The 12560-nt window shown below is 71.7% G+C and carries 14 protein-coding genes; 6 read left to right on the top strand and 8 right to left on the bottom strand.

All coding sequences use genetic code 11. The features are described 5' to 3' along the window. Positions 1 to 61 precede the first annotated feature (61 nt). The gene (locus tag BM342_RS18145; protein ID WP_092968910.1) at positions 62 to 430 is read right to left on the bottom strand and encodes a VOC family protein; all 369 of its coding nucleotides are present in this window, start codon (positions 428 to 430) and stop codon (positions 62 to 64) included. A 62-nt stretch (positions 431 to 492) separates the two neighbouring features. Between BM342_RS18145 and BM342_RS18150 the strand changes: the two genes are divergently transcribed. Next, positions 493 to 960 carry a MarR family winged helix-turn-helix transcriptional regulator gene (locus BM342_RS18150; RefSeq protein WP_092968912.1) on the top strand — a complete coding sequence of 156 codons (468 nt, stop codon included), beginning with the start codon at positions 493 to 495 and terminating at the stop codon, positions 958 to 960. A gap of 52 nt (positions 961 to 1012) precedes the next feature. On the opposite strand, the gene BM342_RS20235 is transcribed toward BM342_RS18150, so the two are convergent. Together BM342_RS20235 and BM342_RS20240 are read right to left on the bottom strand one after the other, a co-directional pair. Further along, positions 1013 to 1843: a response regulator transcription factor gene (locus BM342_RS20235; RefSeq protein WP_255368938.1), complete on the bottom strand. Its 831-nt coding sequence runs from the start codon at positions 1841 to 1843 to the stop codon at positions 1013 to 1015. After that, positions 1840 to 3267 (bottom strand): sensor histidine kinase, encoded by a 1428-nt coding sequence (locus BM342_RS20240; protein ID WP_255368939.1) that lies wholly within the window; start codon positions 3265 to 3267, stop codon positions 1840 to 1842. Before BM342_RS20240 ends, BM342_RS20235 begins: the two co-directional genes overlap by 4 nt. A gap of 205 nt (positions 3268 to 3472) precedes the next feature. Between BM342_RS20240 and BM342_RS18160 the strand changes: the two genes are divergently transcribed. Both BM342_RS18160 and BM342_RS18165 read left to right on the top strand, forming a co-directional pair. Then, the gene (locus BM342_RS18160) at positions 3473 to 4051 is read left to right on the top strand and encodes an EXPERA domain-containing protein (RefSeq protein ID WP_092968914.1); all 579 of its coding nucleotides are present in this window, start codon (positions 3473 to 3475) and stop codon (positions 4049 to 4051) included. 21 nt (positions 4052 to 4072) lie between these two features. After that, positions 4073 to 5485, top strand: coding sequence for an FAD-binding oxidoreductase (locus BM342_RS18165; protein ID WP_092968916.1), 1413 nt, complete (start codon positions 4073 to 4075; stop codon positions 5483 to 5485). An 18-nt stretch (positions 5486 to 5503) separates the two neighbouring features. On the opposite strand, the gene BM342_RS18170 is transcribed toward BM342_RS18165, so the two are convergent. Next, a complete protein-coding gene (locus BM342_RS18170) occupies positions 5504 to 6322 on the bottom strand; it encodes an alpha/beta fold hydrolase (protein ID WP_092968918.1) in 819 nt (272 codons plus the stop codon). A 38-nt stretch (positions 6323 to 6360) separates the two neighbouring features. Further along, a complete protein-coding gene (locus BM342_RS18175) occupies positions 6361 to 7206 on the bottom strand; it encodes a PIG-L deacetylase family protein (RefSeq protein ID WP_177232262.1) in 846 nt (281 codons plus the stop codon). A 188-nt stretch (positions 7207 to 7394) separates the two neighbouring features. On the opposite strand from BM342_RS18175, the gene BM342_RS18180 reads away from it, so the two are divergent. Further along, complete coding sequence (locus tag BM342_RS18180) at positions 7395 to 8702, top strand: MFS transporter (protein ID WP_092968922.1); 1308 nt, start codon at positions 7395 to 7397, stop codon at positions 8700 to 8702. A gap of 48 nt (positions 8703 to 8750) precedes the next feature. Here the strand turns inward: BM342_RS18180 and BM342_RS18185 are convergent, their stop codons facing one another. Then, a complete protein-coding gene (locus tag BM342_RS18185) occupies positions 8751 to 9128 on the bottom strand; it encodes a phage holin family protein (RefSeq protein ID WP_177232263.1) in 378 nt (125 codons plus the stop codon). A 220-nt stretch (positions 9129 to 9348) separates the two neighbouring features. Here BM342_RS18185 and BM342_RS18190 point away from each other — a divergent pair, with 220 nt between their 5' ends. After that, the gene (locus BM342_RS18190) at positions 9349 to 10278 is read left to right on the top strand and encodes a hypothetical protein (RefSeq protein WP_092968925.1); all 930 of its coding nucleotides are present in this window, start codon (positions 9349 to 9351) and stop codon (positions 10276 to 10278) included. A gap of 63 nt (positions 10279 to 10341) precedes the next feature. Here BM342_RS18190 and BM342_RS18195 read toward each other — a convergent pair whose 3' ends face one another. Beyond that, on the bottom strand, positions 10342 to 11181 hold the full coding sequence (locus BM342_RS18195; RefSeq protein WP_143109931.1) for an alpha/beta fold hydrolase: 840 nt from the start codon (positions 11179 to 11181) through the stop codon (positions 10342 to 10344). Positions 11182 to 11262: 81 nt separating this feature from the next. On the opposite strand from BM342_RS18195, the gene BM342_RS18200 reads away from it, so the two are divergent. After that, entirely contained in the window at positions 11263 to 11829 is a 567-nt protein-coding gene (locus BM342_RS18200) for a TetR/AcrR family transcriptional regulator (protein WP_092968929.1), read from the top strand. On the opposite strand, the gene BM342_RS18205 is transcribed toward BM342_RS18200, so the two are convergent. Continuing rightward, complete coding sequence (locus BM342_RS18205) at positions 11826 to 12500, bottom strand: SDR family NAD(P)-dependent oxidoreductase (RefSeq protein WP_092968931.1); 675 nt, start codon at positions 12498 to 12500, stop codon at positions 11826 to 11828. The genes BM342_RS18200 and BM342_RS18205 overlap by 4 nt on opposite strands. Between the last annotated feature and the right edge of the window lie 60 nt (positions 12501 to 12560).

Below are 12560 nucleotides of genomic sequence, written 5' to 3' on the forward strand. Positions count from 1 at the left end.
ATGGGCCCGAGCGTAGCGAAGGGCGCCGACAGCGCGTCGGTCGGGCGCCGCGTGCGGCGGTCTAGGCCCGGTCGTGCAGCGTGACGTGGTAGCCGTCGGGGTCGGCGAAGGTGAAGGTTCGGCCGAACGGGCCGTCGATCGGGCCGGAGACGATCGCGTGGCCCGCGGCGACCAGTGCGTCGTGGATGGCCTGGACGTCGGTGGCGTGCAACCAGATCGCCGCCCCGATGCCCGGCTGGGCCACCGAGGCGAGGTCGGTGCCGGGAACGAGGTCTCGGAGCGCGAATGCGATCGGCGCCGTCTCGAAGACGACGGCGTGGGGCGGGCCGGACTCCGAGCGCACGAGGCCGAGGTACTGCTCGTAGAACGCCTGCGACGCGGCGAGATCGCGGGTCTGGAGGGAGATGAAGTCGGGGCCGGTGACGGGCATGATCGCGTTCCTTCTTTCGTGTCAGTTTTCTGACACAAAATAATCTATGTCAGACTACTGACATGAGTCAAGGTGGAGTCGACCTCGAGACGTCGCTGGGCTACCTGTTGAAGGAGGCGGCGACCGCACTCCGCACGGCCATGGAGGCGGTGCTGCGCCCGCTGGGCATGACGGTGACCCACTACTCGTGCCTCGAGCTGCTCGCGCAACGCCCCGGCCTGTCCAACTCCGAGCTCGCGCGAGGGGCGTTCGTCACGCGGCAGTCCATGAACGTGCTGCTGCAGTCCCTCGAGCGGGACGGATTCGTGACGCGACCGGCAGAGGCCCGCGTCGGCAAGGTGCTCCCGACCCGACTCACCCCGCTCGGCCGACGGAGCCTCGAGCAGGCGACCATCGCCGTGCGGAACGTCGAGCTCAGGATGCTGGCGGGCATGTCGTCCGAGGAGCAGGCCGGCGCGCGGAGGATCCTGCGCAACATGATCCACTCGCTGCGCGACGGCGACGGCGACGGCCACGGCGGGGACGCCTGAGCGAGCAAGCGCCTGCCCGAAGCGGACGGACCGCTGCGGCAACCGCCGGGCGTCAGGCGGAGGGCCGCACGATCCCGTGCTCGTAGGCGTAGACCACGGCGTGCACGCGGTCGCGAAGTCCGAGCTTCATGAGCACCTTCGACACGTGGGTCTTCACGGTGGCCTCGCCCACCCACATGCGCTGGGCGATCTCGGCGTTCGAGATGCCCTCGGCGAGCAGTTCGAGCACCTCGCGCTCGCGCTCGGTGAGCGTCGCGAGCTCGGGCGGCTCGAACTCGGGACCTCGTGCGCCGTTCGCGCCGTGCTCGCCGGCATCGGGGAGTGGTTCGGCGCGTCGTCCTGAATCCGGTACGGGGGGTGCCGGCGGTGCGGCGGGTCGGGCAGGCGCGGTCGGCGCGGCGGAGGCTGCGAGCGTCGATGGGCGTGCGGCTGCCGCCGCGGCATCCGTTCGGCTCGAACGACGCCCGACGGCTTCGATGACCCGCCGCGTGACGTCGGGCGAGAGCAGCGCGTCACCGCGGGCGACGACCTGCACGGCCTCGATGAGCTGCTCGGGGCTCGAGTTCTTCAGCAGGAACCCGCTCGCGCCGGCCTCGAGCGCCTCGAAGAGGTAGTCCTCGCGGTTGAACGTCGTGAGCACGAGCACGGCCGTAGCGGATGTCGCGTCGGCCGTGATGCGCCGGGTGGCCTCGAGCCCGTCCATGCCGGGCATCTGCACGTCCATGCAGACCACGTCGGGTGCGAGGGCGGAGACCTGGGCGACCGCCGCGGCGCCATCGGCCGCCTCGCCGACGACCTCGATGCCGTCTTCGGAGTCGAGGATCGTGCGGAATCCGGCCCGCACGAGGCTCTGGTCGTCGACGACGAGCACGCGGATGCTCACGAGCGCGCCTCCTCGCGTCGCAGCGGGAACCGGGCGCGCACGAGGTAGCCGCCGCGCGCGCGGGGGCCGACCTCGAGGCTGCCGCCCGCGGCGCCGACGCGTTCGCGCATGCCGAGCTGACCCAGGCCGCCGGCCTGACCGGTCGCGCCGCCCGCAGCCCGGTCGCCGACGGGCGGGCGCACGATCGATGACGCGGATGCCGCAGACGGCGCCGCGACCCGCGTCGCCGTTCCGGTGTTCGTGACCTCGACCTCGAGGGCGTCGGGATCCCAGCGCACGCGAACTTCGGCGGTCGCCGACGATCCGGCGTGCTTGCGCACGTTCGTCAGCGCCTCCTGCGCGATGCGGTAGGCGCTGAGCTCGACGACCGCCGAGACCGGGCGGCCGTCGCCGACGACCGAGAACGTCACGGGCAGGCCGCTCGCAGCCGACTCGGCGACGAGCTCCTCGATGCGGTCGATACCGCGGGTGGACGTGCTCGTGGTCGCCGGCTCGTCGTCGGAGCTTCGTGAGCTCGCGGAGGCGGCGGCGCCGGTGCCGATCTCGATCGCGCCGGTGTCGCCCGCGCCGCGCAGGGTGCCGAGCAGCCCGTGCAGCTCTTCGACGGCGTCGCGAGCACTCGACTCGATCGACGAGAGCGAGGCGGCCGCGGCATCCGGATCCTTCGCGAGCACCCGCCTGGCGGCACCCGCCTGCACGCCGATGACCGAGACGTGGTGCGCGACGACGTCGTGCAGCTCGCGCGCGATGCGCAGCCGCTCGAGCGCGACGGCCTGGCTCCGCGTGCGCTCGCGCTCGGCGGCCAGTTCGGCGGTGCGCTGCTCGAGTTCGGCCCTCGCCCGCGCGGACCGGTACGCGGCGTCCCCGAAGTACCATGCACCGCCGAAGTAGAGCAGGTTCGTGAGCACGTTGATGAGGCCGTAGGCGACGAACGGCGAGAGAAGGCCGTCGCGGTCGAGCTCGGGGAGGAAGTCCTGCGCGAACGACGAGGTGATGAGGCCCCAGAACAGCCAGCCGAACATGCCGATCACGATGGCGCCGCGCACGAGGTTCGCCCTGACCCGCGATCGACCCCAGGCGCCGACGGTGTAGATCGCGATGAAGAGCGCGATGTTCGAGAAGAGCAGTTCGACCACGCCGGCGACCGAACCGGCGACGAACACCGCTGAGGCCACGATCGCGACGATCTCGGGCCAGCGCCGACGTGCGGCGAGCGGCAGGGTCATGCCGACCACCCAGAGCGCCGCGCCCCACCACGGGCCGTTCTCGGTGATGCCGGTGATGCGGTAGAGCATGACGCTGGCACCGGCGGCCGCCGCGAGCACGAGTGCGAGCACGACGTCGTGGCGATACGCGCGGCGGTCGGGGTGCGGGCGCACCCATTCGACCCCGTCGATCACGGGCGGTGGAACGGTGGCGCTCATGCTCCAACGCTAGCGAGCGGATGCCGACGACGGATCCGTCGCACGGCGGACTTCGGTCGCGCCGAGTGCGCCGAGCGCGCCCGCGCTCGCCGAGATGCCAGACGTCGTCAGGTCCGTGCGATCGATGCGGCGAAGTCTGGCATCTCGGCGGGCATTCCGCGTCGGCATGGCGCGGGCGTTCGCCGAGCCAGTACGCTCGGGCCCCATGACCGCCGCGACCCCGCCCCAGACCGCCGCCGACGCCGGGCCGGGCGCAGCGGCATCCGTCGCCCTCGCCGACCCGTGCCGCCCGCCGAACCTGCGCCTGCGCGACCGGCCGTTCGACTGGTTCTTCATCGTGATGTTCTCGCTGTTCACGATCACGAGCCTGATCAGCGACCTGCTGCCGTCGATCGGCGTGGACTTCTCGCAGCCGTCGTCGAACTTCTTCGTGAACTCGAACTGGTGGTACGCGCACGACACCGACCCGCTGTTCATGGAGCCGCCGACGTGGATGCGCATCGTGACCGGCCTGTCGGCGTTCGTCTACATGCCCTTCTACATCGTGCTCGTGATCTCGCTCGTGCGCGGCCTCAACTGGATCCAGCTGCCGAGCGTCATCTACGCGACCATGATCTCGACGATCACGGGCATCATCGTGTTCGGCGTGGAGTTCTTCGGCGAGCCCGAGTGGGTCACGCCGAACCCGGTCAAGTTCCTCGCGTTCAACCTGCCGTACGTGCTCGTGCCGATCGTGCTGCTGGTGCGCATGCGCAAGCCGCTGCCCTTCGCGCGACGGTTCTGACCCGGGGTTAGGCTCGCTCGCATGACCGACGCCGTGCCGCCCACCTCGAACGCGCCCGACACCTCGGAGATCGTCGCCGAGCTGCAGCGGCTGCTCCGCGCCGACCAGGTGCTGACGGATGCCGCGGCGCTCGCCGAGTACGCGCACGACGACGCCGAGTGGGCGCCGTTCGAGACGCCGCTCGCCGTGGTGCTCGCCGAGCACGACGACGACGTGGTGGCCGTGGTGCGGCTCGCCGCGGCATCCGGAGCCCGCGTGGTTCCGCGCGGTGCGGGCACGGGGCTCTCTGGCGGGGCGAACGCCGTGGCCGGCGGCATCGTGCTCTCGCTCGAGCGCATGACGCGCATCGTCGCGATCGATGCCGCCGAGCGGTTCGCGGTCGCCGAGGCCGGCGTCGTCAACGACACGCTGCGGCTGGCGGTCGCCGAGCAGGGCCTCTGGTATCCGCCCGACCCGGCGAGCTACCGCATCTCGACCATCGGCGGCAACGCGGCGACGAACGCGGGCGGCATCTGCTGCGTGAAGTACGGCGTGACCCGCGACTACGTGCTCGGCCTGCGGGTCGTGCTCGCCGACGGCGAGATCGTCGACCTCGGGCGGCGCACCGCGAAGGGCGTCACGGGGTTCGACCTCACCGCGCTCATGGTCGGTTCCGAGGGCACGCTCGGCATCATCACGCGGGTCACCGTGAAGCTCCTGCCGCTCGCGGGCCGTGAGGAACGCGCGATCGTCGGGGCCTTCCCCTCCCTCGTCTCGGCGGGGGAGGCCGTCGCGGCCATCAGTGCGTCGGGCATCGTGCCGTCGGCGCTCGAGATCCTCGACCGCACGTGCGTCGAGGCTGTGGACGCGTGGCAGGGGCTCGGGCTGCCGCACGGCGTCGACACGCTGCTGCTCGCGAAGGTCGACGAGGTCGGTGCGCTCGGCGAGCGGCACGCGGCATCCGTCGCCGGACTCATGGCCGAGGCGGGCGCGCTCTCGGTCGAGCAGGCGTTCGAGGCCGACGAGGTCGACCGGCTCTTCATCGCCCGACGCCTCGCCTACCCGGCGCTCGAGCGCCTCGGCCCGGTGCTCACCGAGGACATCTGCGTGCCGCGCGGCGCGGTGCCCGCGATGCTCGCGCGCATCCAGGCGGCTGCCGCCGAGTACGACGTCGTGATCGCGAACATCGCGCACGCCGGCGACGGCAACCTGCACCCGCTCATCATCGCGCCCGAGGGCGACGATGCCGCGAAGGCCAGGGCGAAGCTGGCGTTCGACCGCATCGTCGACGAGTGCCGCGAGCTCGGCGGCACGGTCACGGGCGAGCACGGCGTCGGGCTGCTGAAGCTGCCGGGTGCTCGCGCCGAACTGGGCGACCGGGTGCTCGCGATGCACGCGGCGATCAAGCAGGCGCTCGACCCGAAGGGCACGCTCAACCCCGGCAAGGGCTTCTGAACGCCGGGCGCGCGCGGGTCAGCGCGCCAGGAACGCCAGCAACGCGTCGTTGAACTTCGCGGGCTGCTCGATGTTGGCGGCGTGCCCGTCGTGCTCGATCACGGTCGAGCTCGCGAGGGCGTTCAGATCGGCGGAGGCCGCGGCGTGCGCCGAGGGCCAGAACTCGCTCTCGGCGCCGGCGATGAAGAAGCTCGGCACGGACGCCGCGGCGACGGCGGGCCGCCAGTCGGCGATCGCGTGGTCGTGCAGCAGTTCGAGCTCGGCGTCGGTGAACGTCGGCTTGCCGCCCTTCGGCAGCTCCATCGCGCGCAGGATCCGTGCGATGCGCACGAGGCCCTTGGCCTTCGCCGGGAAACGGCCAGGGTCGGGGATCCCGGTGGCGAAGTACGTGTCGCGGTTCGATTCCACGTAGTCGTAGAAGCCGTGCGGCCAGTCGACGTCGTTCAGCATCTTCGGGGTCTGGTCGACGGTCACGATGTCGCGCACGCGCGCCGCGGCATCCGGTGACTCGTGCAGCATCGCCCAGATCGAGTTCGCGCCCATCGACTGCCCGACCAGGGTCGCGTCGTGCAGGTCGAGCGCTTCGAGCAGGTCTCGGACGTCGGCGCCGTGCCGGCGCATGGTGTGCCCGTCGGCGGGCCCGACCTCCGACCTGCCGTGGCCGCGCCGGTCGAACGCGATGACCCGCAGGCCGACGCGCTCGAGCGGCTTGACCTGGTACCGCCAGCTCGTCGCGGCGGCCTTGAAGCCGGCGACGAGCACCACGGGCCGTGACATGGTGTCGCCGGATTCGAGGTAGTTCAGGCGGACGCCGTCGGAGCTCGTGATGGTGGGCATGCTCGATCCTCTCCTGTCGGTCGGTTCGGCGCGACCGGTCAGCCGAGCGGTTCGGCCGCCAGGTCGCGCGTGCGGTAGAACTCGTGGTCCCAGAGGGCGTAGATCGCCCACGTCGGCAGAATGTACGACTCGGGCATGAAGTCCCGCTGCGACGCGTGGATCTGCCAGCCCTCGAACTTCGTGCCGACTTCGGCCGGCATGGCGTAATTCGGCTCCGGCTGGTTCGCGACCACGAAGGCGCCGACCTTGCCGCCGAACGCGACGAGCGCCTTGGTGGGGCTGATCGTGTAGACGATCTGGTCGGGGCCGGTGTACGAGCCGCCTGCCTCCTCGAGCTGGGCGATCGCGAGCTCGGTGACGTGGCCCATCTGCATATGGTCCTTGTGGCCGGTCGCGCCGCTCTCGGGCCAGAACGTCACGACGATGTCGGGCTTGACCCGGCGCATGGTCGCGGCGACCCGGTCGACCAGCCCACCCTCGTCGACCTCGGGCACGCCGCCGTCGGGGTAGTCCCACACCTCGTGCTCGTCGACGCCGAGGTTGAAGCTGTTCTTCAGCGCCTCGGCCTTGCGGATGTCGCCGAGGTCCTCCTTGCGGCCGACGACCGGGCCCTGCTCGCCGGCCTCGCCGCGCGTCGCGGTGATCATCGCGGTGTACGCGCCGTCGCGGTGCTTGGCCCGGTAGAACAGCCCGTTGACGGTCTGCTCGTCGTCGGGGTGGGCGAACACGCCGAGCACGCGGGTGCCGCCGAGTTCGCCGACGACGGATTCGACGCCCTTCGCGGAGGGCTCGTGGAAGAGGTCGCGTCCGGCCCAGTAGACCCCGCCCACGAGGGCGAGGACGACGGCCGAGACGGTGATGAGCGCGACGGTGCGCTTGCGCATGGGGGTGCTTTCGGGTCGAGCGGATGACGCGCGGCGGCGTGGGTGCGCCGGATGCCACGGGCGTGGGGGTGGCAGCATGCTACCCCGCGGCATCCCGGTGACCGAACCACGCTCGGTTTCGATGCCCTTGTACGGGTGGCGGCGCGGGCGTCGCAGGCGGAGGATGGGCGGGTGAGGGCGAACACGCCATGAGCTCGCCGACGGAGTTGCCGTCGACCCCGACCTCCACGCCCGGGCGCGTGCAGGCCGTCTACTTCACGCTGCTCATCGGCAACACCCTGGCGGCGTCCTTCATCTGGGGCATCAACACGCTGTTCCTGTTGGATGCCGGCCTGTCGAACCTCGAGGCGTTCGCCGCGAACTCGTTCTTCTCGATCGGCATGGTGATCTTCGAGGTGCCGACGGGCGTGATCGCGGACACGCTCGGGCGACGCGTCTCGTACCTGCTCGGCACGGTCACCCTGGCCGTCACGACGGTCATGTACTACCTGCTGTGGGTGTGGCACTCGCCGTTCTGGGCCTGGGCGCTCGTGTCGGTGCTGCTCGGCCTCGGGTTCACGTTCTTCTCGGGTGCGGTCGAGGCGTGGCTCGTCGACGCGCTCACGGCGACGGGCTACACGGGCAGCCTCGAGAAGGTCTTCGGTCGCGGCGTCTCGGTCGCGGGCATCGCCATGCTCGGCGGGTCGACGCTCGGAGGCATCGTCGCGCAGGCGACCGACCTCGGCGTGCCGTTCCTCATGCGCGCAGGAGTGCTCGTGCTCATGTTCGTGGTCGCCGGGCTGCTCATGCGCGACCTCGGGTTCACCCCGGCCGGCCGCGGGCACCCGATCGCGGCGACGAAGCAGGTGTTCGTGGCGTCCCTGAAGTACGGCCTCGGGCGGCCGGGCGTGCGCTATGTGATGCTCGCGTCGATGTTCACGACCGGCGTCGGCTTCTACGTGTTCTACGCGCTGCAGCCGTACCTGCTCGAGCTCTGGGGCGACGAGGGGGCGTACTCGATCGCCGGCCTGGCGGCGGGCATCGTCGCCGGGTCGCAGATCATCGGCGGGCTCGTGGCGCCGTGGCTGCGCCGCCGGTTCCGCAAGCGCACGACGTCGATCATGCTCGCCGTCGGCGTGAGCGCGGCGATCCTCGTGGTGCTCGGCGTGAACCGCAGCTTCTGGGTGGCGCTCCTGCTGCTCGTGCTGTGGGCGCTCATCGACGCGGCGGCCGGGCCGGTGCGTCAGGCCTACCTGAACGACATGATCCCGTCGAGCCAGCGCGCCACGGTGCTCTCGTTCGACTCGCTCATCGGCAGCACCGGTGCGGCGGTGGTCCAACCCGTGCTCGGACGGTCGGCGGATGTCTGGGGCTACCCGTTCTCGCTCGCGCTCAGCGGTGTCGTGCAGGCGTTCGCGGTGCCGTTCGTGTGGCTCAGCCGGCGCAGCGGTGAGGCGGCCGACGTCGCACTGGTCACGGGCGACGCGGCGGAACCCGACTCGGTGCCCGGGTCGTGAGCCCGCGGCATCCGCTCGCCCGGTCTCGGGCCGGTGCCCCGCCCGGCCTCAGCCCTTGCGGTCGAACCGCGGGGTGATGAACTTCGCCGCGACCCAGCCGAGGATCGCGGTGACGAGCCAGACGACGACCGTCGCGAGGATCCACCCGCCGAGGCCGTCGAAGCTCACGCCGCCGAAGAGCGAGGTGATCCACAGCGCGAGGAACGTCGAGAGCAGCCCGGCGATGCCCGCGACGGTCGGGGCAGATCGGTGGAAGATGCTCCGCACGAGCCATTCGACGAGCGCCTGTGCGATCGCGAACACGATGATCGCGACGATGAAACCCCCGGGATGCACGTGGAACCCGGGCACGAGGAGCGAGGCCAGCAGCAGCGCGAGCGCTGCGGTCGCGAGGAAGATCGCCAGATTCACCAGGGTGCGCACCATGCGGCGAGCGTACCGCCGGAGGCGGCGTTCGCGGCAGGACGACCCGCCCTGAAGAAGCCCTGTGAGGCATTGGCCCCCGAACTGGGGGTCTTGATACCCTGAATCGATGTCCCAGCGCAGTGGAATCGCTCGGCACCGCCGTTCACCCATCACCCGCACCGCAGGCGGAGCGGGTCGTCGGGGAGCCCGGCCGCCGAGACGGCCTGGTCCGAGCAACCGGATGCTCGCGCTCGGCGCGGCCGGTGTGCTCGCACTCTGCGCCCTGGGCGCGACCGCCGGCGTGCACGCGGCAGGGGGCGACGACGCGTCGCCTGCCGTGCTCCTCGCGAAGGTGCTCGGCACCGATCGAGCGTCCGACGGCGATGTCGGCACCGATGCATCCGGAGTGCGCCCGATCGGCGATGCTGGCGGAGCCCAGGGCGGTCGCGGCGACGATTCGCCGCCCCAGACCCCGGCTCCGACCCCGAGGCCGACCCCCGACGCTGCTCCGGCTCCCGCCCCCGACCCGGGTGACGGTGCGCCCGACGAGCCTCTCGACCCGAGCGACCCGATGTCACCCGAGTACAACCCCTACCTCGTGCCCGGTGATCCCGCCTTCGTGGGCGACGATGAGAAGTCGGCCTGGCTCGGTCGCGAGGCCGTGGTGCGATCGTGCATGGCGGATGCCGGGTATCAGTATCTCGACTGGCAGTGGTGGCTCGGCGGCAGCCCCCAGCCCGACGGCCTCTCGGCCGATGAGGCCGCGGCCTGGTCGACCGCGCTCCGTGGCGCACCCGATTCCGGCGACGGATGCCGCGCACAGGCGCAGCGCGCAGCAGAAGACGCCGCGGCGGCCGGCACGCCGCTCAGCGCGCCCGTGCCCCCGGTTCCCGGCCCCGAGGTGCCGACGCCGCGTGAGGACTGGCTCGCCTTCCAGAGCGAGGTGCGCGCGTGCATGTCCGACGCGGGCCTCGAGTACCGCTACTGGGAGAACTGGAACCCCGACTACGACTCGACCGAGGGCTCGCCCGCGATGCCCACCGGCATGGATGCCGCGGCGATCGCCGCGTGGAACACGGCGGCCTTCGGCGACGCGAGCGACACGAACGCCGGCGGCGGGTGCTGGGCGACGGGCCTCGAGACGAGCGGATACCGCACGTTCGACGCGTGAGCCGCCCGCCGGCGATGCCGCATGCCGGTGGCCGCCCGAGCGCGGATCGGCGCCCTGGACGCCCTAGACCTCCTTCCAGAAGGCGAGCAGTTCGCGCGCGACGGCGTCGGGCTGTTCGAGCGGAATCAACGTGCGCGCCCGGGTGATCGTCGTGGCCCGCGCGCCCGGCGTGAGCGAGGCGGCACGCTCGGCATCGTCGGGCGACCAGTCGCCGCGGTCGTCGCTCGCGAGGTAGAGGCTCGGGACGCAGATGCGGGGCAGGAGCTCCGACACGTCGACCCGGTCGAGGATGAACGACTGCAGCGCGAGCGCCATGCCGGCCTTCGTCGGCCGGGCGAGGCTGTGAAGGACGACGGGGAGGATGTCAGGGTCGGATGCCGAGGCATCCGTCAGCATCGCCTCGATCACGGCCGAGCGCACCGGCCCGACGGCGCCGAAGGCCTGCAGCAGCGGCTTCAACACGTGGATCTTCCGGCGGAGAGCAGGGGCGATCGGCTCGACCGGCGCGCTGATCGCGACGAACGACCGCAGCACGCCCGGCTGCGTCGCGAGCTCGTAGCCGACGTGGCCGCCGAAGGCGTTGCCCACCCAATCGACGGGCCCACGCACCGCGAGCGAGTCGAGCGCGTCGCGTGCAGCGGAGGCCGCCTCGACGATCGAGCTGCGTCGGTGCAGCGGTTCGTTGCGTCCGAGCCCGGGCGGGTCGATCAGCAGGTACCGGCGGTCGGGTGCCTCGCGGCGCAGGATCGGCAGCACGCGGTCCCACGTGCGGCTGTCGACGAACATCGACGACCAGCACACGGTCGGTCGGCCGTCGACGGGCCCGGACGCTCGGACCGCGAGGTCGCCCAGCCGTGTCGGCACGGCGACCAGCTCTTCATTTGATGTGAGTGAGACTGACATGAAAATGATGTTAACCTGAGTCACATGAAAAGTCGAGAGGGGTCCCCGGGTGTTCCCGGCGAGTCCACGCGGACGTATCGGATGTCGGCGCGCGCCGAGTCCGCAGGGCGAACCGGCGAACGCATCCTCGACGCGATGCTCGCTCGGTTCGCCGGATCGCCCTACGAGCGCATCCGCCTCGACGACGTGGCCGCCGACGCGGAGGTGACGGTGCAGACCGTCATCCGGCGCTTCGGAGGCAAGTCCGGGCTCATGGTCGCGGTCGTCGAGCGAGAGCTCGCACGCATCGTCGAGGCACGCGAGGTCGCCGGGCAGGCGCCGCCGGCCTCGGTGCTCGCGGCACTCGTGCAGCACTACGAGCGTTCCGGAGCGCTGATCCTCAAGATGTACTCCGAGGTCTCGCTCGTGCCCGGGCTGCCCGAGATCGCAGCCAGGGGGCGCGCGTATCACGTCGACTGGTGCCGCCGGGTCTTCGCCGATCGGCTTCCGCGTGATGAGCAGCTGCGACAGCGCCGCCTGGCGCAGGTGGTGGCCGTCTGCGACGCGACGACGTGGCGCATCCTCCGCGAAGACGGGGCGCTCACCCCTCCAGAGGTCGAGCTCGCGCTCGCCGAGCTGTTGGACCCGGTGCTCGACCCGCTCGCCTAGGCGGTGAGCTCGACGACGGTGCCGTTCAGGTCGCGCGCGGCCGCGGCATCCGGGCTCCAGAGATCGACGACGGATGTCGCGAGCAGGCCCTCGAGGCCCTCGAGCGCTCGCACCCGGAACGTGACCGCTGCGGCCGGCGCCTCGGCTTTCGCGAAGCCCTGGGCGAGCGAGCGCATCCAGGACTCCGAAGCCGCCTTGACGGCCGTGTAGTTCGCGCCGCCCGCCGTGGGCGATGCGACCGTCGTCGACGAGACCATCGCGATGCGGCCGGCGGTCGACGCGACGAGGTCGTCGTAGAACGCACGGCTCACGTACCGGAGCGCCGTGAACGAGCGCGCGAGGAACTCGTAGTCCTCGTTCGTCTGACCGGCGATGCCGCCGCCGCCGCGCCAGCCGCCGACCAGGTGGATCACGCCGTCGACGTCGCCGACGCTCGCGTGCACGCGCATCGCGAGCTCGAGCACGTCGTCGCCGTCGGTGAGGTCGGCCACCTCGCCGACGACGCCCGGGACCTCGGCCTCGAGCGCGTCGATGCGGCCCTGGTCGCTGCCGACAGCGACCACCCGCGCCCCCGCGGCGACGAGCGCCCGCGCGACGGCTCGGCCCGAGGCGCTCGTGGCCCCCGCGATCAGGACGGTGCGGCCTGCGACGCCGGACGGCTGGTCGGTCATTACGGCTCCCCTTCGAGCGTCTGGAGTTCAGGCGGACGCACGCTGCTCAGGCCGGAACAC

Source organism: Agromyces sp. CF514 (assembly GCF_900113185.1).
Lineage (GTDB): Bacteria > Actinomycetota > Actinomycetes > Actinomycetales > Microbacteriaceae > Agromyces.